Origin of the sequence: Kitasatospora sp. NPDC090308 (assembly GCF_044769485.1) — a bacterium.
GTDB lineage: Bacteria > Actinomycetota > Actinomycetes > Streptomycetales > Streptomycetaceae > Kitasatospora > Kitasatospora fiedleri.
In genome coordinates this window covers 536,635-558,832 of the sequence record NZ_JBIVXY010000003.1, presented here as the reverse complement: position 1 = coordinate 558,832, position 22,198 = coordinate 536,635, and the positions used below count along the sequence as shown (strand labels likewise).

At 74.9% G+C, this 22,198-nt stretch carries 19 protein-coding genes; 13 read left to right on the top strand and 6 right to left on the bottom strand.

All coding sequences use genetic code 11. From position 1 onward, the window contains the following. Positions 1-30 precede the first annotated feature (30 nt). The 3 genes from ACIQVD_RS10015 to ACIQVD_RS10005 all read left to right on the top strand — a co-directional run bounded on the left by ACIQVD_RS10015 (position 31) and on the right by ACIQVD_RS10005 (position 2,543). Positions 31-1,674, top strand: a complete 1,644-nt coding sequence (locus ACIQVD_RS10015; protein ID WP_402287504.1) for a BCCT family transporter — start codon at positions 31-33, stop codon at positions 1,672-1,674. 398 nt (positions 1,675-2,072) lie between these two features. Next, positions 2,073-2,258, top strand: a complete 186-nt coding sequence (locus ACIQVD_RS10010) for a hypothetical protein (protein WP_100839465.1) — start codon at positions 2,073-2,075, stop codon at positions 2,256-2,258. 69 nt (positions 2,259-2,327) lie between these two features. Then, positions 2,328-2,543 carry a cold-shock protein gene (locus ACIQVD_RS10005; protein ID WP_100839466.1) on the top strand — a complete coding sequence of 72 codons (216 nt, stop codon included), beginning with the start codon at positions 2,328-2,330 and terminating at the stop codon, positions 2,541-2,543. A gap of 81 nt (positions 2,544-2,624) precedes the next feature. Here the strand turns inward: ACIQVD_RS10005 and ACIQVD_RS10000 are convergent, their stop codons facing one another. Further along, positions 2,625-4,091 carry a DUF2398 family protein gene (locus ACIQVD_RS10000; RefSeq protein ID WP_402287501.1) on the bottom strand — a complete coding sequence of 489 codons (1,467 nt, stop codon included), beginning with the start codon at positions 4,089-4,091 and terminating at the stop codon, positions 2,625-2,627. Positions 4,092-4,180: 89 nt separating this feature from the next. Here ACIQVD_RS10000 and ACIQVD_RS09995 point away from each other — a divergent pair, with 89 nt between their 5' ends. Together ACIQVD_RS09995 and ACIQVD_RS09990 are read left to right on the top strand one after the other, a co-directional pair. Continuing rightward, positions 4,181-5,062, top strand: coding sequence for a sterol desaturase family protein (locus tag ACIQVD_RS09995; protein WP_402287499.1), 882 nt, complete (start codon positions 4,181-4,183; stop codon positions 5,060-5,062). After that, complete coding sequence (locus tag ACIQVD_RS09990) at positions 5,059-5,721, top strand: lysoplasmalogenase (protein WP_402287496.1); 663 nt, start codon at positions 5,059-5,061, stop codon at positions 5,719-5,721. The genes ACIQVD_RS09995 and ACIQVD_RS09990 overlap by 4 nt, the downstream gene beginning before the upstream one ends. 108 nt (positions 5,722-5,829) lie before the next feature. Here ACIQVD_RS09990 and ACIQVD_RS09985 read toward each other — a convergent pair whose 3' ends face one another. The 3 genes from ACIQVD_RS09985 to ggt all read right to left on the bottom strand — a co-directional run bounded on the left by ACIQVD_RS09985 (position 5,830) and on the right by ggt (position 9,518). Further along, positions 5,830-6,420: a hypothetical protein gene (locus ACIQVD_RS09985; protein ID WP_400679140.1), complete on the bottom strand. Its 591-nt coding sequence runs from the start codon at positions 6,418-6,420 to the stop codon at positions 5,830-5,832. Positions 6,421-6,799: 379 nt separating this feature from the next. Further along, the gene (locus tag ACIQVD_RS09980) at positions 6,800-7,603 is read right to left on the bottom strand and encodes an exodeoxyribonuclease III (protein ID WP_100839472.1); all 804 of its coding nucleotides are present in this window, start codon (positions 7,601-7,603) and stop codon (positions 6,800-6,802) included. Between the two features lie 109 nt (positions 7,604-7,712). Beyond that, a complete protein-coding gene (gene ggt / locus ACIQVD_RS09975) occupies positions 7,713-9,518 on the bottom strand; it encodes a gamma-glutamyltransferase (RefSeq protein WP_402287493.1) in 1,806 nt (601 codons plus the stop codon). Between the two features lie 292 nt (positions 9,519-9,810). On the opposite strand from ggt, the gene ACIQVD_RS09970 reads away from it, so the two are divergent. The 6 genes from ACIQVD_RS09970 (at position 9,811) to ACIQVD_RS09945 (ending at position 17,753) form a co-directional block, all read left to right on the top strand. After that, the gene (locus ACIQVD_RS09970) at positions 9,811-11,091 is read left to right on the top strand and encodes an ROK family protein (protein WP_400679122.1); all 1,281 of its coding nucleotides are present in this window, start codon (positions 9,811-9,813) and stop codon (positions 11,089-11,091) included. Between the two features lie 88 nt (positions 11,092-11,179). After that, positions 11,180-12,010 carry an ABC transporter permease gene (locus ACIQVD_RS09965; RefSeq protein WP_402287491.1) on the top strand — a complete coding sequence of 277 codons (831 nt, stop codon included), beginning with the start codon at positions 11,180-11,182 and terminating at the stop codon, positions 12,008-12,010. Beyond that, a complete protein-coding gene (locus ACIQVD_RS09960; protein ID WP_402287487.1) occupies positions 12,007-12,864 on the top strand; it encodes an ABC transporter ATP-binding protein in 858 nt (285 codons plus the stop codon). Before ACIQVD_RS09965 ends, ACIQVD_RS09960 begins: the two co-directional genes overlap by 4 nt. 34 nt (positions 12,865-12,898) lie before the next feature. Then, complete coding sequence (locus ACIQVD_RS09955; RefSeq protein WP_402287484.1) at positions 12,899-13,903, top strand: aliphatic sulfonate ABC transporter substrate-binding protein; 1,005 nt, start codon at positions 12,899-12,901, stop codon at positions 13,901-13,903. Continuing rightward, positions 13,900-15,411: a sulfatase-like hydrolase/transferase gene (locus ACIQVD_RS09950; RefSeq protein WP_402287482.1), complete on the top strand. Its 1,512-nt coding sequence runs from the start codon at positions 13,900-13,902 to the stop codon at positions 15,409-15,411. Before ACIQVD_RS09955 ends, ACIQVD_RS09950 begins: the two co-directional genes overlap by 4 nt. Then, the gene (locus tag ACIQVD_RS09945) at positions 15,408-17,753 is read left to right on the top strand and encodes a family 43 glycosylhydrolase (protein ID WP_402287479.1); all 2,346 of its coding nucleotides are present in this window, start codon (positions 15,408-15,410) and stop codon (positions 17,751-17,753) included. Before ACIQVD_RS09950 ends, ACIQVD_RS09945 begins: the two co-directional genes overlap by 4 nt. Positions 17,754-17,790: 37 nt before the next feature. Here the strand turns inward: ACIQVD_RS09945 and ACIQVD_RS09940 are convergent, their stop codons facing one another. Further along, positions 17,791-18,885 (bottom strand): ROK family glucokinase, encoded by a 1,095-nt coding sequence (locus ACIQVD_RS09940; RefSeq protein WP_402287477.1) that lies wholly within the window; start codon positions 18,883-18,885, stop codon positions 17,791-17,793. Between the two features lie 237 nt (positions 18,886-19,122). Here ACIQVD_RS09940 and ACIQVD_RS09935 point away from each other — a divergent pair, with 237 nt between their 5' ends. Beyond that, positions 19,123-20,244: an alpha/beta hydrolase gene (locus ACIQVD_RS09935; protein WP_402287474.1), complete on the top strand. Its 1,122-nt coding sequence runs from the start codon at positions 19,123-19,125 to the stop codon at positions 20,242-20,244. 51 nt (positions 20,245-20,295) lie between these two features. On the opposite strand, the gene ACIQVD_RS09930 is transcribed toward ACIQVD_RS09935, so the two are convergent. Continuing rightward, on the bottom strand, positions 20,296-21,264 hold the full coding sequence (locus ACIQVD_RS09930) for a glycoside hydrolase family 16 protein (protein ID WP_402287472.1): 969 nt from the start codon (positions 21,262-21,264) through the stop codon (positions 20,296-20,298). 352 nt (positions 21,265-21,616) lie between these two features. On the opposite strand from ACIQVD_RS09930, the gene ACIQVD_RS09925 reads away from it, so the two are divergent. Beyond that, entirely contained in the window at positions 21,617-22,195 is a 579-nt protein-coding gene (locus ACIQVD_RS09925; protein WP_402287470.1) for a hypothetical protein, read from the top strand. Positions 22,196-22,198 lie beyond the last annotated feature (3 nt).

Here is a 22,198-nt window from a genome sequence, read left to right as displayed (position 1 = left end):
CTGGGCCCGGTTGTGGACATAGTGCCCCGTATGCCCACGCCTTCGGAGCCCTCGACGGACCGTCAGCCCGCCGCGCCGGACGCCGGCGCCCTCCCTCTGGACCGGGTGGTGTTCGGGGTCGGCGCGGCCGCCGTGCTGGGGGTGGTGGCCTGGGGGGTGTGCGCGGAGGACTCGCTGGGCCGGGTCTCGGACACCGGGCTGGCCTGGGTGCTGCACAACTTCGGCTGGCTGTTCGTGGTGGCCGCGGACGTGTTCCTGCTGCTCGCGGTGGTGCTGGCGGTCAGCCGGTTCGGCCGGGTCCCGCTGGGCCGGGACGGTGAGGAGCCGGAGTTCTCCACGCTGGCCTGGGTGGCGATGATGTTCTCCGCCGGGATGGGCATCGGCCTGCTGTTCTACGGCGTCGGCGAGCCGCTCCAGCTGTACGCGCAGCCGCAGCCGGGCTCCGGCCCGGCCCCGCAGAGCGCGGCGGCGGCGCAGCGGGCGCTGGAGTTCTCGCTGTTCCACTGGACGCTGCACCCGTGGGCGATCTACGCGGTGGGCGGTCTGGCGCTGGCCTACACGACCTTCCGCAAGGGCCGGGGCAACCGGATGTCGGCGGCGTTCGTGCCGCTGATCGGCGAGCGCGGGGCGGACGGCTGGCCGGGCCGGCTGATCGACCTGCTGTCGGTGTTCGCCACCGTGTTCGGCTCGGCGACCAGCCTGGGCCTGGGCGCGATCCAGGTGGCGGGCGGCCTGGGCTACGTCACCGACGTCCGGGCCACCGAGGGCGTCGAGCTGGTGGTGATCGCGGCCCTGGGCAGCGCGTTCGTGCTGTCCGCGATGTCGGGCGTGCACCGCGGCGTGAAGTGGCTGTCGACCGTCAGCGTGGTGCTGGCCGCCCTGCTGATGGTGTTCGTGTTCGTGGTCGGCCCGACCGTCTTCGTGCTGGACGCGCTGCCCTCGACGGTCGGCGGCTACCTCTCCGACCTGGTGGTGCTGGCCACCCAGACCGGGGCGTTCACGGACGAGGACTGGCTGGGCACCTGGACGGTCTTCTACTGGGCGTGGTGGCTGTCCTGGGCCCCGTTCGTCGGCACCTTCATCGCCCGGATCTCCCGGGGCCGGACGGTGCGCCAGTTCCTGGTCGGCGTGCTGCTGGTGCCCAGCGGGGCGACCGCGGTGTGGTTCGTGGTGATGGGCGGCTCGGCGATCCGGCTGCAGGCGACCGGCGCGGCCGACCTGGTGGCCACCATCCCGCGGGGCGCGGACGCCGGGCTGTTCGAGATGCTGAAGGCGCTGCCGCTGGGCGCGGTCACCAGCGTGGTCGCGGTGCTGCTGGTGATGCTGTACTTCATCACCTCCGCCGACTCGGCCGCCCTGGTGCTCGGCTCGCTCTCCGCCGGCGGCGCCCTGCACCCGCGCACCTGGCTGGTGGTGGTCTGGGGCGTGCTGATGGCGGGCGTGGCCGCCGCCCTGCTGCTGGCGGGCGGGCTGACCGCGCTGCAGAACGCCACCGTCCTGGTCGCGCTGCCGTTCGTACTGGTCATGCTGGGGCTGTGCGTGGCCCTGGTGCGCGAGCTGCGCACCGACCCGGCGGCGGGCGCGCCCCACCCGCGTCCCGCGCACGGCCTGCGCGACGCGGTCGGCACCAGCGTCGGGACGGAGCACCCCGACCGGTCTCGCCCGCAGGAGTGAACCCGCCGTCGGGCCCGCGGCCCCCGGCCGGCCCGGCAGCCCGTGCGGCGCCCGGCCGAGCGCCCGGCCGAGCGGCCGACTCCCGGACCTCCGCCAAGAGTGCGCCCTGGTCAACGCCGCCCGGCGGCGGTGGCACCCTGGTCCGCGTCGGATCCACGCCGAACGGCGGGCCGGGCGGCCGTCATCCGCCCGCGCCCGCCCCCGCCACCCCGCCGCGCGTGCCGCCACCCCCGCCACCGCCCACATGCCGCCCGCATGCCGCCCGCCGCACCGCGCGCGTCCACGGTCAGGCGTTCGACCTGCGCGGATGCGGGAGCGGGGGTTCCGACGCCGAGATCCCTTCCAGACTTCACCCGCGTTTCGCGACCGCGTAACACCCGGCTGCCAGGCTCTCCACCATGAACGCCCGCACCGTCCCCCCGGCCCAGGACCCGCGCTTCCCGCTGCCCCGCCGCCACCGCCGCCTGCTCGCCTGCGCCGCCGTCGCGGCCTCGGTGGCACTGGGCTCGCTCGGCGTCGGCGCCACCGTGGAGACCGTCCGGCAGCAGGCCCCGACCGCGCAGGCGGCCCCGGCCGGCCGCTGAGCCGAACGAGTGGTGGACCCGGCGCCCGGACCTGATACTGGGACTGACCCGGCCGGAAGGGAGTCCACCATGGAGACCGGCACCGTACGGTGGTTCGGCATCGAGCACGGCTACGGCTACATCACCCCGGACGCGGGCGGCCCCGACGTCACGGTCTACTACGACTCGGTGATCGCCGACACCGACGCGCACCGCTTCCTGCACCAGGGCCAGCGCGTCCGGTACGACATGATGCGGGAGGAGCCCCGCGCCGTCGCCGAGCACGTCCGCCCGCTCACCTACTGACCGCTCACCTGCTGACCGCCCACCGATCACCACCGATCACCCACCGGCCCGGCACCGACCGCGCCGGCCGACCGGGCGTCCTCACACCGCCTGCCGGTCCCGCCCCCGCCCGGCCGCCGGGGCGGTGGCCGGGGCGGTCGCCGGGCGGGAGTGGCGGCCGGTGCCGATGGTGGGCTCGGGTTCGGCGCGGGGGGCGTAGCGGGCGGCGGGGGCGAGCAGCAGCCAGGTGCGGCCGGCCGGGGCGGCGAGACCCATCCGGTGGAGCAGGTCGAGTGCGTCGCGGCGGAAGGCGGCGAGGTCGGCGAGGTAGCCCGCGTCCCAGCCGGCGCTCATGCCGTAGTCGTCGGTGATGTCGCCGAGGGTGCCGTCGATCAGGGCGTCGGGGACGAGGACGGCGGGCGGGGCGTTCTCGGTGGCGGCCGGGCGGAGCTCCTCGACCAGGCGTTCGGCGAGCAGCAGGGCGGCCTGGGCGAGGGTGCCGGGGCCGGGGAGGGCGAGGTCGGTGAGTTCGTCGGCGGGGTCGAGCAGGGCGACGCCCTCGGCGCGGATCTCGGCGGTGAGGCCGAGGAAGTCGGCGAATCGTTCCGTCTCGGCGGGGGCCGCGGCGAGCAGGTGGGCGCGTTCGGCGGGGGCGAGTCCGTCATAGCGGACGACGGGGGTCTCGGCGAGCAGGCGGCGGACGGTCACCTCGGGTCCGGCGGCGGGCAGCGGGGGCGCGGTGAGCAGGTCGGCGGCGAGTTCGGCGGGCGGGCGCCACGCGTCGAGCAGGGCGCGGACCGGGGCGGAGGCGGCGGGGGCGGCGGAGCCGCCGGCCAGGGCGCGGGCGAGGGCGGCGTACCCGGCGGGGTCGAGTCCGGCCAGGGTGCGGCCGGGCAGCGGGGCCTTGTGCAGGCGGGCGTGGGCGGGACCGAGGGTGAGCCGGTAGCCGAGCAGGGCGTGGAAGTGTTCGGCGAGCGCCTCGGCGTGACGCCGGATCAGCGGGAGCGCGGCGCCGTGCGGCCCGTCGGCGGTGACCAGCGGGTGGGCCATCAGCAGCCGGGCGGCGGTGCGCAGTTCGGCGGTGGCGGCGAGGGCGCCGGCGGCGGCGGGGCGTTCGGGTTTGCGGTGCCGGCCGCCGCCGGTGGGGCGGGTGCCGGCCTGGGCGGGCGCCTCGCGGCGTATCCGGCGGTAGCCGAGCGGCCGGAACAGCGGCGAGGTGCTGTGGTGGACGGTGGGGCCGTGCCACCAGCTGGTGCCGGGCGCGGGTTCGGCCTGCTGGGGTGCGCCGCCCAGGTGCCGGGCCCCGTACGCGCCGAACACGGCGGTGGCCAGCAGGTCGGCCTCGGCGGGTCCGGCGGCGGCGAACCGGGCGGCCAACTCCTCGGCCGCGGCGGCGGGTTCGACGGCCGGCCGACCGCCCGGACGGCCGACCGGGCGGGTCTGCGCCGGGCCGTCCGCGGCTGCCCCGGGGCGTGCCTGGGCGGCGAGCCGCCCTGCCCCGCCCGTGCGCCGCGTCCCCGTCCCGCCGGTCGCCGTGGCGAGGCCGGCGGCTGCTTCGTGCCGCTCCATGTCGGTGCCAAGCCTAGACGCCGCACCGCTCGCTACGCGCCGGTAACAACCTCTTCCGCCGGCCGCCGCCGTCGCCTAGGGTTCCGGGCATGCCACACCTGCCCGATGTCGTGCTCTGGTCGATACCGGCCTTCGTGCTGCTCACGGTCCTGGAGATCGTCTCGTACCGGTTCCATCCGGACGAGGACGAGCGGGGCTACGCCGTGAAGGACACCGCGACGAGTCTGACCATGGGTCTGGGCTCGCTGCTGTTCGACGCGGGGTGGAAGATCCCGATCGTGGCGATCTACTCGTTCCTCTACGAGTTGACGCCGCTGCGGGTGCCGGTGCTGTGGTGGACGGTGCCGCTGATGCTGCTCGCCCAGGACTTCTTCTACTACTGGTCGCACCGGGGCCACCACGTGATCCGGGTGCTGTGGGCCTGCCACGTGGTGCACCACTCCAGCCGGCACTACAACCTGTCCACCGCGCTGCGCCAGCCCTGGACCTCGGCCACCAGCTGGGTGTTCTTCGTCCCGGTGGTGCTGGCGGGCGTGCACCCGGCGGCGCTGGCGTTCTGCTCCTCGGCGAACCTGGTGTACCAGTTCTGGATCCACACCGAGCGGATCGGGAAGCTGCCCCGCCCGGTCGAGTACGTCTTCAACACCCCCTCGCACCACCGGGTGCACCACGCCTCGCAGGGCGGCTACCTGGACCGCAACTTCGGCGGCATCCTGATCGTCTTCGACCGGCTGTTCGGCTCCTTCGCGGCGGAGGCCGAGCGCCCGGTGTTCGGCCTGACCAAGAACATCGGCACCTTCAACCCGCTGCGGGTCGCCACCCACGAGTACGCCTCGATCGCCCGGGACGTCCGCGCCGCGACCACCTGGGGAGACCGGCTGCGCCACCTGGCCAAGGGCCCGGGCTGGCAGCCCGGGCCGCGCACCGAACCCCCCGCCACCGCCGCCGGACCGGAGAGTGCCACCGCATGACCCCCGCCCGTGACCCGCGCACCGCGCGGGCCCTGCTGTTCGCCTTCGCCGCCGTCTCGGTGGCGCACCTGCTGGCGATCGCCGTCCACCTGACGCCCCTGCAGTACGCCACCAAGCCGCTGCTGATGCCACTGCTGGCGGGCTGGGTGTGGGCCGCCGCGAAGCCCGGCACGCCGCGGCTGCTGGTGCCGGCGCTGCTGTTCGGCGCGGGCGGCGACATCCTGCTGGAGATCGGCGGGACGGTGGCGTTCCTGGCCGGGATGGGCTCGTTCGCGGCCGGCCACGTCTGCTACGTGACGATGTTCGTGAAGCTCGGCGCGCTGGCCGACCGCCGCCGGGCGCTGGTCGTGGCGGGCTGCTACGCGGTGGTCTGGGCGGTGCTGATCGTGCTGCTGTGGCCGGACCTGGACGCCGGGATGCGCGTCCCGGTGGCGTGCTACAGCCTGCTGCTGGCCGCCACCGCGGTGACCGCCTCGCAGGTCAACGTGCGGGCGGGGCTGGGCGGGGCGCTGTTCCTGTTCTCCGACACCCTGATCGCCACCGACCTGGCGGGCTGGCGGCACCTGCCCGCGCACGGCTTCCTGATCATGCTGACCTACCTGGTCGGCCAGTACCTGCTGACCCTCGGGACGCTGGAGCGCACCACCCGGACGGACTGAACGCGCGCGGAAGGGCGGCACCCGCTGCGGGTGCCGCCCTTCCCCGTGCCGTCGGCCGCGGGGGACGCGCGGCCTGCCGAGTACGGTGGGCTCGTACCGGACGGCCGCTCAGGAGGCCCGGCCGGAGGCCGCGCCCCGGCGGCGCAGCAGCCAGAACCCGCCGATGCCGGAGGCCACCAGGCCCGCGCCGACGGCCAGCCGGGTGCCGTCCACGCCGACCGAGCCGCCCAGGCCGGTCTCCACCCCGCCGTGCGGGATCCGGGCGCCCTCCCAGACCCCGGCCCCGGCGGCCGAGCCGCTGCTGGCGGCGGCGGCCGCGATGGCCACCGCGCCGACGAAGCCGTCGCCGTTGGGGCACTTGCCGTCGATGCCCCAGGACGAGTCGGTGGTGGTGCGCTTGGCGGCGGCCGCGGCCATCTCCTGTTCGGAGATGACGGTGGCGCTGCCCGAGTACTTGCCGTCGGGGCCGACGCTGAGCGTGGTGGAACCGCCGGCGAAGGCCAGCGAGGTCGCGGTGACGGTCTTCTCCGTGCTGCTCGCGCACGTGACACTGACCGAGACCGACTGCCCGGGCTGGGCCTGCGCCGGGCTGACCCAGGCGGGTTCGCCGCCCTTCGCGGACGCGGGAGCGGTGCCGGCCAGGCCGAGCAGGACGGTGGTGCCGAGCAGTGCGGCGGCGGCGGTGCGCGTCGGGCGCATGCCGTACCTCCAGGGGGTCGGAGTGGGGGCAGCGGGCGGGTGTCCGTCCCGCTACTCCTAGTTGCCGCCCACGCTAGGCAGTGCCACCCGGCCCGGCGAACCCGTGCAGCCGTTCGAGTCCGTCCCCGGCCGCCACGGGCGCGCGGGGCGGGGTCCCGCCGGAGGGGAGGGGCGCCGCGGGCTTCGATCGGCGGAGCGGTCACCGCCGGCGCGAGCACCCGCAGCTCCTCCGGCGGGTGGGAGCACCGGGAGGCCGACCCGCTGCGGGTGCTCGCGCTGGCGGTGTACACCTGGGCGGGGCTGGACCGCGCCAACGCCAATCCGGTGCTGTGCGGCTTCCTGTCGGCCGTCCTCGGCGGGCTGCTCTCCTGACCCGGGCTCAGAGGTCGAGGTCGACCACCACCGGCGCGTGGTCCGACGTGCCCTTGCCCTTGCGGGCCTCGCGGTCGACGTAGGTGTCGGTGACGGCGTCCGCGAACGGCTTGTTGGCGTACGTCAGGTCGATCCGCATGCCGCGGTTCTTCGGGAAGGCCAGCGCCCGGTAGTCCCAGAAGGTGTACGGCCGGTCGTACTTGAGGGGGCGCGGGACGACGTCCCGCAGGCCGGTCTCCTGGAGGGCGGTGAGGGCGGCGCGCTCGGGGGCGGTGACGTGGGTGAGGCCCTCGAAGACGGCGACGTCGAAGACGTCCTCGTCGGTGGGGGCGACGTTGAAGTCGCCGAGCACGGCGAACGGGCGCCCGCCCGCGGCGTCCTCGCGGACGGCGTCGCGCAGCGCGGCCAGCCACTCCAGCTTGTAGCGGTAGTGCGCGTGGTCGACCTCGCGGCCGTTGGGCACGTACACCGACCAGACCCGGACCGGGCCGCAGGTCGCGGCGACGGCGCGCGGCTCGACCACCGGGAGCGGCGCGTCCTCGGCGAGGTAGCCGGGCTGGCCGGGCAGGTCGCGGACCACGTCCTCCAGGCCGATCCGCGACAGCAGGGCCACGCCGTTCCACCGGCCGTCGCCGTGCGCGGCGGAGGCGTAGCCCAGCTCGGCGACCGCCTCGGCGGGGAACGCGTCGGTGGCGCACTTGAGCTCCTGGAGGCAGAGCACGTCCGGTGCGGCGGACTCCAGCCACTCCAGCAGCTTGGGCAGCCGGGCGGTGACGGAGTTGATGTTCCAGGTGGCGATGCGGACGGTCACGGCGGCCTTCCCTCGGCGGTGCGGACGGACGGGGCACCCGGCGCGCGGGCCGGACACCCCGTCCGAACATACCGTCCGCCACCGACGGCGTCCGGCAGCTGACGGCGGCTCAGCGCGCGGGCCGCACCACCCCCGCCGCGCCGCCGCCGCGGCGGACCGGTTCGGCGGCGGCCAGCCAGCGGCCGTCCGGGAGCCGTTCGACGCCGGTGGCCGCGCCGATCTCCGGGGTGGAGGTGAACACGTGGCCCAGCGCCTGGAGCCGCGCCGCCTCGGGCGAGGCCAGGAAGGCCGGTTCGGCCTGGGTGGCGGCGGTGTTGCGCTGGCTGGCCCGGGGCGCGGCGATGGCCTGTTCCAGCGTCAGCCCGCGGTCGACCCGGCCGGTGAGGACCTGGAGCACGGTGGTGATGATGGTCGCGCCGCCGGGCGAGCCGAGCGCCAGGTACGGCTTGCCGCCCTTGAGCACGATGGTCGGCGAGATCGAGGAGCGCGGCCGCTTGCCCGGGCCGGGCAGGTTGGGGTCGGGGACGCCCGGCGTGAGCGGCGCGAAGTCGAAGTCGGTCAGCTCGTTGTTGAGCAGGAAGCCGCGGCCGGGCACGGTGATGCCGCTGCCGCCGGTCTGCTCGATGGTCAGCGTGTACGCGACCACGTTCCCCCAGCGGTCGGCGACCGTCAGGTGGGTGGTGCTCTGCCCCTCGTACGGTTCGGCGGCCGGCTGCCCGCTGCTGCCGCAGGCCGCCGGGTGGTACGGGTCGCCGGGGGCGAGCGGGCTGGTCAGCGCGCGGTCCGGGCGGATCAGGCAGGCCCGGGCGGCGGCGTAGGACGGGGAGAGCAGTTGGCGGGTCGGCACCTGCACGGCGCTCGGGTCGCCGACCCAGCGGTTGCGGTCGGCGAAGGCGATCCGGCTGGCCTCCAGGTAGCGGTGGTCGTACCGGACCGGGTCGGCGAGGTCGGCCCGGCTGCTGCCGGACAGGATGTTGAGCGCCTCGCCGACGGTCGTCCCGCCGGAGGAGGACGGCGCGATGCCGTACACGTCCAGGCCCCGGTAGTTCACGTGGGTCGGGTCCTGGGCGCGGACCCGGTAGGCGGCCAGGTCGGCGGCGTCGACCCGGCCGGGGCGGGCGTTGCGGCCGGAGGCGGGGTCGACCGGCGGGTGCTGGAGGGTGCGGACGATGTCGGCGCCGATCGGGCCCCGGTAGAGCGCGTCGGTGCCCCGGCGGCCCAGTTCCCGGTAGGTGGCGGCCAGGTCGGGGTTGCGCAGGGTGGAGCCGACCGCCGGGAGCTGCCCGTGCGGCAGGAACAGCGCGCGGCTGGCCGGGAAGTCCTGGAACCTGGCCCGGTTGGCGGCGGTCTGGTCCTGGAAGGTCTGGTCGACGGTGAAGCCGCGGTCGGCGATCCGCTCGGCGGGCTCCAGCACCTGGCCCAGGCTCCGGCTGCCCCAGCGGCGCAGCGCCTGCTCCCAGGTCGCGGCGGTGCCGGGCACGCCGATGGACAGGCCGCTGGTGACGGCGTCGTCGAAGGGCAGCGGGGTGCCGTTCTCCAGGAACAGCGAGCTGTCGGCGTGCCGGGAGGCGGTCTCCCGGCCGTCGATCGTCTCCACCTCGCCGGTGCGGGCGTCGTAGTGGACGAAGTACCCGCCGCCGCCGATCCCGGCCGAGTAGGGCTCGGTGACGCCGAGCGCGGCGGCGGTCGCGACGGCGGCGTCCACCGCGTTGCCGCCGCGCCGCAGCACCTCCAGCCCGGCGGCGGTGGCGTCGGCGTCCACACTGGCCACCGCCCCGCCCCAGCCGACCGCGACCGGCTGCTTGCCCGGCGGGGCCTGCCCGGCCTGATCGGCCCGCGCGGGGGCGGCGGCGCCCAGCAGGCCGGTGGCGGTGAGGAGCGCGAGGGCGGGGACGAGACGGGCGCGGGCGCGCATGCGGCCTCCCTGGGTCGGCGTCGGTCCCCCGTTCTCCCACACCCGTCGCGCACGCGACAAGGCGCCGCCCCGGGCTGGGCCGAAAACAAGTCGAATACGTGACAGGGCGCCAAGTCGCCGTAACAACAGGCCCGTTCGGACGTTCACAGGCTGGTCCGCCGGCCCGGCGGGGCGCGCGGGGCGGGGCCCGCCGGCCACCCGTCCGGGTGCCGCGGCGGGCCGCAGTGTTGCCGCGCGTTGCGGCGGCATGACATTTAATCCGGCTCATTGACGTAAATCCGGGCCGCTCTCCATGCTGGGGGCCATGCACTCCCCGCACCCCCACGACGGACCGCTGGCCCGCCTGCGCCGGGGCCACGAGAAGCTGGTCCTGGACCTGCTGCGGCGGCACGGCCCGCTCAGCCGGGCCGGGCTCGGCAGCCACACCGGGCTGTCCCGGACCACGCTGTACGACATCGTCGGCGGCCTGGTCACGGCCGGCGCGGTGGTGGCGTCGGCACCCGCGGCGGGCACCGGGCGGCGCGGACGGCCGGTGGAGACGCTGAGCCTGAACCCGGCGGCCGGGCAGGCCGTCGGGATCGACTTCGCCCGGCGCGCGGTGCACGTCGCGGCGGTCAACGTGGCGCACGAGGTGGTCGGTTCGGCCAGCCGGGCGCACCCGGCGGGCCTGCCGTGGCCGGAGCGGATCGCCCTCGCCCGGCAGCTGGTGGACGGCCTCGCGGACGGCGCGCTCGGCCTGGGCTCGGTCACCGGCATCGGGGTGGGCGTGGTCGGGCCGGTCGGAGCCGTCGACGCACCGGCTGACCGGCCGTCCGACCCGCCGTCCGACCTGCCGTCAGGCACGGGGTCCGGCACGGGGTCAGCCGCACCGGGTGACCGGCCGGACGGCGCGGGGGCGGTGCGCGAGCTGCTCGGCGCGGCGTTCGGCGTGCCGGTGCTGGTGGACAACAACACCCGGCTGGCGGCGCTCGCCGAGTCGGTGTGGGGCTCGGCGACCGGCTCGCGCGACGTGCTGTACCTGCGCCTGTCGCACGGCGTCGGCGGCGGCCTGGTGATCCGGGGCGCCCTGCACGCCGGGGCGTACGGGCTGTCCGGCGAGCTCGGCCACATCACGGTCGACCCGGCGGGCCCGCCCTGCGACTGCGGCGGCCGGGGCTGCCTGGAGACGGTGGCCTCCGTCGGCGCGGTGCTGGACGCGCACCGGGAGGCGGGCGGCCGGTCCGCGGACCTCGCGGAGTTCCTGGCCGCGGCCACCGGCGGCGAGCCGGCCGCGCTCGGCGTGCTGCGCACGGTCGGCGGCCACGTCGGCACGGTGCTGGCCGCCGTGTGCAACGCGGTCGGGCCGGGCGTGGTCGTGGTCGGCGGCGAACTGGCCGGGGCCGGGCCGCTGCTGCTCGACCCGGTGCAGGAGGCGCTGGCCGCGCACGTGCTGCCGCTGGCCCGCAGCCGGCTGGACCTGCGCCGGGCCGCGCTCGGCGAGTACGGCGGCGCGCTGGGCGGCATCGCCCTGGTGCTCCAGACCACCCCGCTGCTCTCGCACTACCGGCGGCCGGACCCCGAGGAGGCGCCGTGACCCCCGCACCGCCCCCGTCTCCCTTCCCTACTCGCACCCGCATCCCCGAGGACGTCCCCGTGCACGGCAGTCGCAGACCGGTCACGCCATGGCCGTGACCGCTCCCCCCACCGAGTCCCCCGCCGAGTCCCCCACCGGGCCCGCCGCGACGGCGTCCCGTTCGAGCGTCCGCCGGGTGGTCCGCACCCTCGCCCTGAACCTGCTGGCGGTCGCCGTCGGCCTGGCCGCCTGGTCGCTGCTGGCCGCGGCGGGCGTCCAGGGCCTGCCCGGCCCCGGTGAGGTCGCCGACCGGGCGGGCGAGTTGATCGCCGACGGCACCCTGCTGGACGACGCGCTGGCCAGCCTGCGCCGGGTGCTGCTCGGTTTCGCCCTCGGCACCCTGGCGGCCGTGCCGGTCGGCTTCCTGATGGGCTGGTACCCGACGGCCCGGGCCCTGCTGGAACCGTACGTGCAGTTCTTCCGGACCATTCCGCCGCTGGCGCTGATCCCGCTGGCGGTGGTGCTGCTGGGCATCGGCGAGGTGCCGAAGGTCGTGGTGATCTTCCTGGCGGCCTTCCTGTCCAGCGTGGTGGCGGCCTTCCAGGGCGTGCTGGACGTGGACGCGACGCTGGTGAACGCCGCCCGGGTGCTGGGGGCGAACGACCGGGCGATCTTCCTGCGGGTGGTCGTCCCGGCGGCGGCGCCGTTCATCCTGGTCGGCATGCGGATCGGTCTGGGCTCGGCCTGGGGCACCCTGGTCGCCGCCGAGCTGATCGCCGCCCAGGAGGGCCTGGGCTTCCGGATGCAGCAGGCCGAGCTCTACTACGACCTCCCGACGATCTTCGTGGGGCTGATCACCATCGGCGTGCTGGGCCTGGTCATGGACCGGCTGCTCCAGCTCGCCGAGCGCCGCCTCACCCGATGGCAGGAACGCCGATGACCAGCAAGCCCTCCCCGCTGAGCAAGCTCGCTCCGCTGAGCAAGCCCTCCCCGCCGAGCGGGCCCGCCCCGGCCGACGGGACGACCAGCAAGATCTCCTTCCGCGCCGTCTCGCGCAGCTACCCGGTGAAGGGCGGCCGGTTCACCGCCCTGGACGGCGTCTCGCTCGACGTCGCGGACAACGAGTTCGTCACCGTGGTCGGCCCGTCCGGCTGCGGCAAGAGCACCCTGCTGGGGATGGCCGCCGGGCTGGTCGCCCCGACCGGCGGGGAGGTGCTGGTGGACGGGGAGCCGGTCACCGGTCCGGGCCCCGACCGGGGCGTGATCTTCCAGCAGTACGCGCTGTTCCCGTGGCTGACGGTGCGCCGGAACGTCGAGTTCGGGCTGCGGCTGGCCAAGGTGCCGGCCGCCGAGCGCCGCCGCCGGGCCGAGCACGCGATCGAGCTGGTGGGCCTGGGCGACTTCGCCGACGCGCTGCCCAAGACGCTCTCCGGCGGGATGCGGCAGCGCTGCGCGATCGCCCGGGCGTACGCGGTGGACCCGCGGGTGCTGCTGATGGACGAGCCGTTCGGGGCGCTGGACGCCCTGACCCGCATCCAGCTCCAGGACCAGCTGCTGGACACCTGGAGCCGGGAGCGGCGCACCGTGCTGTTCGTCACCCACGACGTGGACGAGGCGGTCTACCTGGCCCGCCGGGTGGTCGTGATGGCCTCCCGCCCGGGCCGGATCCACCGGGTGGTGGAGGTCGACCTGCCCTACCCGCGCACCGAGGAGATCCGGCTCTCCCCCGCGTTCGCCCGCCTCCGCAACGAGGTCTGGCACGCCGTCTACCACCAGTCCCCTTCCGCTTCCTGACGCTCCGTCACCTCTCCCCAAGGACCGCATCGCCATGCGCATACTCCGTCGCGCCCTCTTCGCCGTCTCCGCCGTGACCGTCCTGTCGCTCTCCGCCACCGCCTGCTCGTCCGGCTCCTCCGCCTCGTCGGGCTCGTCCGCCGCGGGCAAGGCCGTGAAGGTCCGGTTCGGCTACATCAGCGACTACAACGGCGCCAGCCTGCTGGCCATCGCCGACCGGCAGGGCCTGTGGAAGCAGCAGGGCCTCGACCCGGAGCTGAAGGTGTTCACCAACGGCCCGCTCCAGGTGCAGGCGCTCGGCGCGGGCGACCTGGACTTCGGCTACATCGGCCCCGGCGCGCTCTGGCTGCCCGCCTCCGGCAAGGCCAAGGTGGTCGCGATCGACACCCTGACCTACGCCGACCACGTGATCGCCCAGCCGGGCATCACCTCGGTCAAGGACCTGAAGGGCAAGAAGGTCGGCGTGCCGGCCGGCACCTCCGGCGAGATGGTGCTCAACCTGGCGCTCCAGCAGGCCGGGCTGTCGCCCAGCGACGTGCAGAAGGTGCCGATGGACCCGGCGACGGTGGTGTCCGCGTTCGTGGGCGGGCAGATCGACGCGGCCGGGATCTGGTACCCGCTGATCGACAGCATCAAGGCGAAGAAGCCGGACCTGGTGGAGATCGCCGGGACGCGGGACTTCACCGGCCGGGCCTTCCCGACCGCGTTCGTCTCCGGGCCGAAGACCGACGCGGGGCTGTCCGAGAAGGTGGTCAAGGTGCTCCAGGCGGCCAACGACTGGCGGGCCGCGCACCCGGACGAGTCGGTCGCCGAGGCCGCCGCGCTGCTCAAGCTCGACCCGGCCAAGGTCAAGGCGGACGCCGCCAACGTGCAGACCCTGACCACCGCGGACCTGGTGGCCAAGAGCCAGGACGGCACGGTGGACGGCTGGTTGAAGGGCCTGGGCGACTTCTTCGTCTCCACCGGCCAGTTGAAGAACTCCCCGGCCCCGTCCGAGTACTACGCGGGCGACGCCTACGCGAAGGCGTACGGGAAGTGAACCTGCTGTTCCTGATGACCGACCAGCACCGGGTGGACACCCTCGGCGCGTACGGCAACCCGCACGTGGCGACCCCGCACCTGGACCGGCTGGCCGCGTCCGGCACCCGCTTCGACCGGTTCTACACCCCGACGGCGATCTGCACCCCGGCCCGGGCCAGCCTGCTGACCGGTCAGAACCCGTTCCGGCACCGGCTGCTGGCCAACCAGGAGCGCAACGTCGGCTACCTGGAGGACCTGCGGCCGGACGTCTTCACCTTCCCGCAGGCGCTCCGGGAGCGCGGCTACCGGACGGGCCTGGTCGGCAAGTGGCACGGCGGCACCGAGCGCAACGCCGCCTCGTACGGCTTCGAGGGGCCCGACCTGCCGGGCTGGCACAACCCCGTCGACCACCCCGACTACCTGGCCTACCTGGCCGAACGCGGCCTGCCGCCGTACCGGATCACCGACCCGGTGCGCGGCACCTCGCCCAACGGCAACCCGGGCAACCTGCTGGCGGCCCGGCTCCAGCAGCCGGTGGAGGCCACCTTCGAGCACTACCTGGCCACCCGGACGATCGAGCAGCTGGAGCGGTACGCGGCGGACGGGCGGCCGTTCTTCCTGGCCGCGCACTTCTTCGGACCGCACCTGCCCTACCTGCTGCCCGACGCCTACTACGACCGCTACGACCCGGCGCTGGTCGAGCTGCCGCCCTCGGTGGCCGAGACCTTCGAGGGCAAGCCGCCCGTCCAGCGCAACTACTGCGACCACTGGGCGTTCGACACGATGCCCGCCGAGGTGAGCCGCAAGCTGATCGCCGTCTACTGGGGGTACGTCACCCTGATCGACGAGCAGATCGGCCGCGTCCTCACCCGGCTCGACGAACTCGGCCTGACCGACGCCACCTCGGTGTTCTTCACCGCCGACCACGGCGAGTTCACCGGCGCGCACCGGCTGCACGACAAGGGCCCGGCGATGTACGAGGACATCTACCGCATCCCCGGCATCGTCCGGGTGCCGGGCGCGCCGCCGCAGGTGCGCGAGGAGCTGGTCTCGCTCACCGACTGCACCGCGACGATCCTCGAACTGGCCGGCGCCGACCCGGCCCCGGCGGTCGACAGCCGCAGCCTGCTGCCCCTGGTGCGCGGCGAACGGCCGGACTGGCCGCAGGAGTTGGTCGCCGAGTTCCACGGCCACCACTTCCCGTACCCGCAGCGGATGATCCGCGACGACCGGTACAAGCTGGTGGTCAACCCGGAGTCCGTCAACGAGCTGTACGACCTGGTCGAGGACCCGCACGAGCTGGTCAACCGGCACGGCGAGGCGGCGTACGCGGACGTCCGGGCCCGGCTGACCCGGCGGCTGTACGACCTGCTGCGCGAGCGCGGCGACAACTTCCACCACTGGATGGCGCCGATGTACGACATCGGCACCCACCTGGAGGACTCCACCCTCAGCGCCTTCGAACCCGACGGCACGGCACCCGCCGCGCCGACCGCCGGCACCACCCCGAGCAGGGAGACGGCATGACCCCCCGCACCCCGCGCCACCGAAGACTGCTCCCGCGCCTGCTGGCCGCCTGCGCGCTCGCCTGGGGGCTGCTGGCCGTCCCGCCGGCCGCGACCGCGGACGGCGCACAGGCCGCGACCTACACCAACCCGGTCTCCGCCGGGGTGGTGGACACCTTCCCCGACCCGTCGACGATCCGCGGCAAGGACGGCCTCTGGTACGCCTACGGCACCCAGAACCCGGTCTTCCAGAGCCAGGGCGAGGACGGCGAGCGCATCCTGCCGATCCTGCGCTCGGCGGACCTGGTGCACTGGACGTACGCGGGCCAGGTGTTCACGCCCGCCACCCAGCCCGCCTGGGAGAACGGCTCCCGGCTGTGGGCGCCGGACATCCGCTACTTCGACGGCCACTACAGCCTGTACTACTCGGTGCCGGGCGCGGGCACCGTCGCGCTGGCCACCGCGCCCACCCCCACCGGCCCGTGGACCGACCGGGGTTCGGTGCTGCCCTCCCCCAGCGGCTGCCCGAGCGGCAACATCGACCAGGCCCAGTTCACCGACACCGGCGGCCAGGCGTACCTGTACTGGGGCAGCTACGACACCATCTGCGTCGCCCAGCTGACCCCGGACCGCACCCGCACCCAGGGCGCGGTGACCCAGGTCGCCAAGGGGCGGCGGGTCGAGGGCGGCTTCGTGGTGCACCGGGACGCCTACTACTACCTGTTCTACTCGGACGGCGGCTGCTGCTCGGGGGCGTTCAGCGGCTACCAGGTCAAGGTCGGCCGGGCCAGCAGCCCGACCGGGCCGTTCCGCGACGAGCTGGGCACCGACCTGACGGCGCTCACCAGCAAGGCCGGGATCGTGGCCGGGGCGAACGGGAACCGCTGGATCGGCCCGGGCCACAACGCGGTGCAGACCGACCTGTCCGGGCAGGACTGGCTGGTCTACCACGGCATCCCGGCCGAGGCGCCCGACCTGGCGCCCGCCGCCGGGGGCACCCTCAACCTGACCCGCCGCCCGCTGCTGATCGACCGGCTGGACTGGATCGACGGCTGGCCGGTGCTGCGCGCCGGGGCGGGCCCGTCCGACACCGCGCAGACCGCGCCGGTCACCGCCCCGGCGGCCGGCGGCGCGTTCGACGGCGGGACGCTGACCGGCTGGCGCACCGAGGGCGCCGGCACCGGCGGCTGGTCGGCGCGGGTGGAGACCGACTCCGGCGGGTACGCGGCGCACGCCGACAGCGGGGACGCGCCCGCGTTCGCGGTCAGCGCGGGCACCACCCCGGCGAACGTCCGCGCCGAGGCCGACCTGCGGGTCACCGCGGCGGGCGGCCGGGCCGGGCTGGCGCTGGCCTACGCCGGGCCGGGCGACCGGATCACCGCCTGGCTGGACCGGAGCCGGAACGCCCTGGTCACCGAGGCGGTGGTCGGCGGGGCCCCGGCCGGGGAGCAGCTGACCGCGCTGCCCGCCGGGTTCACCTGGAACACCTGGCACGCCGTCACCGCCGAACTGCGCGGCACGGCGCTGACGGTGGAGGTCAGCCACGACCGGCTGCACGACCCGGTGGCCGTGCAGCAGCGCACCGTCCCCGCCGGGGCGGCCCGCTCCGGCGCGGTCGCGCTGGCCGCCCGGGGCCCGGGCGCGGCGGGCGACAACGTGAGCGCCACCGCGCTGTACGCCCCGGTGACCGCCCGGGTGGCGGGCCCGGCGCCGGGCGCGCTGCTGCCCGGTTACAGCGACGAGTTCGACGCGGCGGCGGTGCCGGGCACCACCGCCGGCTCGCCGTGGAGCTGGGTGCGCGGCCCCGCCGCCGGGGTGGCGGCGGGCGGCGGCTCGCTCTCCTGGCCGACCCAGGACGCGGAGCTGTACCTGGGCGACAACAGCGCCTCGGTGCTCCAGCGCCCGGCCCCGGACGGGGACTTCACGGTGGAGACGAAGCTGGTCTTCGCGCCGGGCCAGACCTCGCAGCAGGCCGGCCTGGTGCTGTACGAGAACGACGACCGGTGGTTCAAGCTGGTGCACTCGGTGCTGGCGCTGAACAACGGCGGCGGGGCGGTGCTCCAGGTCAGCGAGTTCGGCAAGGAGGGCGAGCGGCCGACCACCACCCCGCCGACGGCGGTGGCCAACGCCCCGATGTTCGGCGGCCCGACGGCCGACACGATGTGGCTGCGCCTGGTGCACCACCTGGACGCGGCGCACGGCGAGCACGAGGTGCGGGCCGTCACCAGCCGCGACGGCGTGACCTGGACGTACGCCGGGGTGTGGACGCTGCCGGTGAAGGGCCCGCTGAAGATCGGCCTGGTGTCGATGAACCGGTCGGGGGCGACGGCGCGCTTCGACTACGTCCGCACCTACGCGGGCTGAGCCCCGCCGCCCGCCGCTCCCGCCCCGTCAGGCGTCCTCAGCCGTCCACCCGGCGGCGCTTGACGGTGCGGAAGCGGCGGGCCACCTGGCGGGCCAGGTCGGCGGCGCCGACCAGGCCCGCCTCGTTGCCGAGGGCGGCGTGCACGATGCCCGCCTCGGGGCGGAAGCCGCGGCCGGTGAGGGTGCGGCGAAAGGCGTCCCGGGCGGGGCCGAGCAGCAGGTCGCCGGCCTCGCTGACGCCGCCGCCGACGACGAAGCGCCCGGGGTCGAGCGCGGCGGCCAGGTTGGCGATGCCGACGCCGAGCCAGCGGCCGACCTCGTAGAGCAGTTCGACGGCGACCGGGTCGCCGTCCCGGGCGGCCTCGGTGACCAGCGGGCCGGTGATGCCCAGCGGGGTGCCGCCGGCCCGGGCCAGCAGCGGCTGGACCACCGGGGACTCCTCGACCACGAGCCCGCGGGCCTCGCGGACCAGCGCGTTGCCGGAGGAGTACTGCTCCCAGCAGCCGCGGTTGCCGCACGGGCAGCGGTGGCCGCCGGGCACCACCTGCATGTGGCCGAACTCGCCGGCCAGGCCGTACTTGCCCCGGTCGACCCGGCCGTCGCGGACGACCGCGCCGCCGATCCCGGTGCCGAGGGTGATCATCACCATGTGCTCCTCGTCGCGCCCGGCGCCGAAGCGCCACTCGGCCCAGGCGGCGGCGTTGGCGTCGTTCTCCACCACCACCGGGAAGCGCAGCCGGGAGCTGAGCGCCTGCTGGAGCGGTTCGCCGCGCCAGTTCAGGTGCGGGGCGAACAGCACGGTGGAGCGCTCGGCGTCCACCCAGCCGGCCGCGCCGACGCCCACCGCGTGCACGTCGTGCTCGTCGGCGAGCCGGAGGACCAGGTCGACGATGACGTCCTCGACCACCTTGGGGCTCTTGCTCTTGTCGGGGGTCTCGGTGCGCAGCCGGTCCACGACGTTCCCCTCGCCGTCGACGACGCCCGCGACCACTTTGGTGCCGCCGATGTCCACCCCGATGGTGGGGAGCCTGAGCACCCCGGCGGGCAGGGTGCGGCGGCGGCGCTCGGCGCGCGGGCCGAGGCCCAGCAGGCTGGGCAGGACGGGGCGGGCGGGGCCGTTGGTACGGGTCACGGAACGAATGCTCCTTGATCGGGTAAAGGTTGCGGTCCGATGGCGGAAGGCTGTGGGCGAACTGGCAGACTGGGGCCGGATCACACAGCGGATTCTCACGAAAACGTGATGTTCCTCTCAGGTTTTCGCGAGTGTCGACGGCAACTGACCGCGCGTATGACGCAGTCTGACAAGTGTGATGCGTGTACCGGGGGACCGTGCCCCGGACGGCCGGACGACCCGATTCGAGAGACCCCGATGCAGCTGACAGGCACCCCGTTCCTCCTCCTCACGATCGTCCTGGTGCCGGTCTCGATCGCGGTAGCCCTGCTGCTGTGGGGCCGGGTGCGCGGCCCGAAGCCCTTCCAGGCGCTGTCCAGGATCGTGATGCTGCTGTTCTGTCAGCTCACAGCCGTCCTGATGGTGTTCGTCATGGTGAACAACGCCAACCTGATCTACGGCAGCTGGGACGACCTGCTGGGCACCGGCAACCACGTCCGCGCGGTGCCGAACGTGCAGGCGCAGACCGACGGCGGGCCGGGCAACGACGCGCAGCGCCCCAAGGTGGTCCAGCAGTTCAAGCCGGTCGGCGACGCGAAGGTGCCGGACGACGTGCGGACCACCGACCTCAAGGGGCAGGTCTCCGGGGTGGACGGCGAGGTGCTGGTCTGGCTGCCGCCGCAGTACGACGACCCGGCGTACAAGGACCGGACCTTCCCGGTGGTGGAGCTGCTGCCGGGCTGGCCGGGCTCCTCGAAGACCTGGTTCGGCACCCTGCGGGTGTCCGAGCAGCTGAAGCCGATGATGCTCAGCGGGCAGGTCGCCCCGTTCATCCTGGTCTCGCCGCGCACCAACCTGCTGGGCGACAACACCGACACCGGCTGCGCCGACGTCCCGGGCAAGGTCAACGCGGACACCTGGCTGGCCCGGGACGTGCCGCAGATGGTGCTGGACAACTTCCGCGCCGACCCGGCCGCCGACCGCTGGGCGGTGGCGGGCTACTCGGCGGGCGCGCACTGCGCCGCCAAGCTCGCCCTGGAGCACCCGGACCGCTACCGGGCCGGGGTCAGCCTGTCCGGGTACAACGACCCGGGCACCGAGGACAAGTCGCTGACCGCCAAGGACCCGCACCTGCGCGAGGTCTCCAATCCGCTGAACATCCTGAAGTCCGCCAAGACCCCGCCGAGGACCGCGCTGTACGTCAGCGGCAACCGGGGCGACGGCCTGGAGGCGGGCGAGGCGCTGAAGGCCGCGGCCAAGGCCCCGACCACGGTCACCGTGCAGGAGACCGCCGGCGCGCACAGCAGCGACGTCTGGAAGCCGATGGTCCCGGGCGTGTTCACCTGGCTGACCTCGGTCATCCCGGCCGCCGGGCACTGACGCCGCCGAGGGGGCGCGGGCCGGCCCGCGTCCCCCCGGCCCGGCCGCGGGTCAGGACTTCGGGACGGTGTTGACGTAGTCGGTGCCCGCGGCGTAGAAGCCGTCGACGGCCTGCTGCACGTCGGCCTGGGAGAGCGCCTCGTCGGCCTTGTAGTAGAACCAGTTGACCTTCATGTCCCAGCTGCGCGGTCCGGCGACGGAGGGCAGCAGGTCGATGAACCAGTTGCTGAAGTGGATGTCCATCTTCTCGCGCGGGACGTACTTGCCGGAGCTGGTGAACAGCTCCTTGCCGTCCAGCGAGTAGGTGACCTTGCCGTCCAGGGCGGTGATCATCATCAGGTGCCAGCCGCCGAGGCTCTTCTTGAGCGCGTGGGTGACCCGGTCCGGCGGGTCGGCCTTGAACCAGCTGGTGGTGTCCAGCTGCGGGCCGACCGAGCCCCAGCCGCCGTTGGGCAGGTACTCGTAGTCGAGTTCGCTGTAGTTCGCCGAGGAGTCCTCGGCGGAGATCGGGAAGAAGGTCTGCACGACGTGGTCGCCGGTGCGGCCGCTGCCGGGCTTGTCGGCGAGGTGGACCCGGGCGGCGAAGGTGCCGTTGAAGAGGTTGTTCCCGGTGCTGTAGACCTCGACCTGCCCGGTGCCCTGCTTGGTGCCGTCGGTGGTCGAGCGCAGCCGCAGCACCCGGCCGCCCTGGGCGTCGGCGTCCTCGGGGAAGGCGGCGCCGGCGGTGGACCAGGTGTCCTTGATCCCGGGGCCGCCCGCGCCGTCCCGGACCTCCCAGCCGTGCTCGGCCAGCGCCGGGTCGTCGGCCCCGGTGTAGTGGAAGGTGTCGAACAGGGTGCCGGGCGGGCCGGTCGGCGTCGGGGACGGCGCGGCGCCGGAGGCGGACGCCCCGGGGCCGGCGGCCGTCCCGCCGCCGCCGGGCGCGGGGGTGCTGGAGCAGGCGGCGAGCACGCACACCAGGGCCGGCAGCGCGAGCACCCTCCACGCGCGGGAACGGGGGACGCGGCGGGGCTGGCTCACACGGGCTCCTTGGGCGTGGCGGCGGTCCGGCGGCAGAACGTCCGGCGGCTGCGCAGCACGGGGGTCGAACGGCCGATCATATGAGGCGGTCATCCTAACGAGGCCCGCAAGGGCACTCCGCCGGACGGGGGCCGGTTTCTGACGGACATGAGCCAAGGTCAACGGTCCGTACACCTGTACGCACGGTTACACCTCTCCGGTGATCTCGATCCGATTACAACACCGCGCCAGAACGCACCAAATCCGGACATCGGTGCAGATTCGGTTCGGACCGGTGGACTAGCGTTCGGCCTAAGCTCCCGCGTATCCCGTCACCCTGCACTGAAAGGGGCCCCGCAAGGTGCGCCCTGCCATGACTCCCTCCGGTCCCGGACCGGCGCATCCGGCACGATCCGCCGCACCCGACGACGACTTCGAGGAGTTCGAAGGGCCTGACGCCTTCGAGGAGTTCGACGAGTCCGACGAGTTCGACGCGTTCGAGGAACTGCCGCCCGAACCGGTGTTCGTCGACCAGTCGGGCCTGCGCGGCCGGCTGCTGCGCGGGCTGGGCTGGCCGGTCTCGCTGGTCGGCGCGGTCCTGGCGGTCACCATGGGCGGCAGCCTGATCGGCATGCAGGCCGACGCCCCGGCGCTGGAGATCCCCCCGCAGCCCGCGCAGGCCCCGGCCGCGACGGCCCCGGTGTCGCCCTCCCCCAGCGCCTCGCCCTCGCCCTCGGCGTCCTCGTCGGCCCGGAGCACCGCCAAGCCCGGCACCACCGCGTCCAAGGGCGCGGCCACCGGGACGAAGTCCTCCCCCACCGGCACGAAGTCCACCCCGGCCGGCACCAGGTCCACCCCCGCGGGCACGGCCGCCACCTCCGCCGGGACGAAGTCCACCTCCGGGCAGCACGGTTCGACGCCGACGGGCACCTCCCCGTCCAAGCAGCCCTGATCC

Excerpts from the sequence above, each read along its gene's own strand:
- ACIQVD_RS10015 (WP_402287504.1), top strand. The coding sequence starts at position 31 with ATGCCCACGCCTTCGGAGCCCTCGACGGACCGTCAGCCCGCCGCGCCG.
- ACIQVD_RS10010 (WP_100839465.1), top strand. The coding sequence starts at position 2,073 with ATGAACGCCCGCACCGTCCCCCCGGCCCAGGACCCGCGCTTCCCGCTG.
- ACIQVD_RS10005 (WP_100839466.1), top strand. The coding sequence starts at position 2,328 with ATGGAGACCGGCACCGTACGGTGGTTCGGCATCGAGCACGGCTACGGC.
- ACIQVD_RS10000 (WP_402287501.1), bottom strand. The coding sequence starts at position 4,091 with ATGGAGCGGCACGAAGCAGCCGCCGGCCTCGCCACGGCGACCGGCGGG.
- ACIQVD_RS09995 (WP_402287499.1), top strand. The coding sequence starts at position 4,181 with ATGCCACACCTGCCCGATGTCGTGCTCTGGTCGATACCGGCCTTCGTG.
- ACIQVD_RS09990 (WP_402287496.1), top strand. The coding sequence starts at position 5,059 with ATGACCCCCGCCCGTGACCCGCGCACCGCGCGGGCCCTGCTGTTCGCC.
- ACIQVD_RS09985 (WP_400679140.1), bottom strand. The coding sequence starts at position 6,420 with ATGCGCCCGACGCGCACCGCCGCCGCCGCACTGCTCGGCACCACCGTC.
- ggt (WP_402287493.1), bottom strand. The coding sequence starts at position 9,518 with ATGCGCGCCCGCGCCCGTCTCGTCCCCGCCCTCGCGCTCCTCACCGCC.
- ACIQVD_RS09970 (WP_400679122.1), top strand. The coding sequence starts at position 9,811 with ATGCTGGGGGCCATGCACTCCCCGCACCCCCACGACGGACCGCTGGCC.
- ACIQVD_RS09965 (WP_402287491.1), top strand. The coding sequence starts at position 11,180 with ATGGCCGTGACCGCTCCCCCCACCGAGTCCCCCGCCGAGTCCCCCACC.
- ACIQVD_RS09960 (WP_402287487.1), top strand. The coding sequence starts at position 12,007 with ATGACCAGCAAGCCCTCCCCGCTGAGCAAGCTCGCTCCGCTGAGCAAG.
- ACIQVD_RS09955 (WP_402287484.1), top strand. The coding sequence starts at position 12,899 with ATGCGCATACTCCGTCGCGCCCTCTTCGCCGTCTCCGCCGTGACCGTC.
- ACIQVD_RS09945 (WP_402287479.1), top strand. The coding sequence starts at position 15,408 with ATGACCCCCCGCACCCCGCGCCACCGAAGACTGCTCCCGCGCCTGCTG.
- ACIQVD_RS09935 (WP_402287474.1), top strand. The coding sequence starts at position 19,123 with ATGCAGCTGACAGGCACCCCGTTCCTCCTCCTCACGATCGTCCTGGTG.
- ACIQVD_RS09925 (WP_402287470.1), top strand. The coding sequence starts at position 21,617 with ATGACTCCCTCCGGTCCCGGACCGGCGCATCCGGCACGATCCGCCGCA.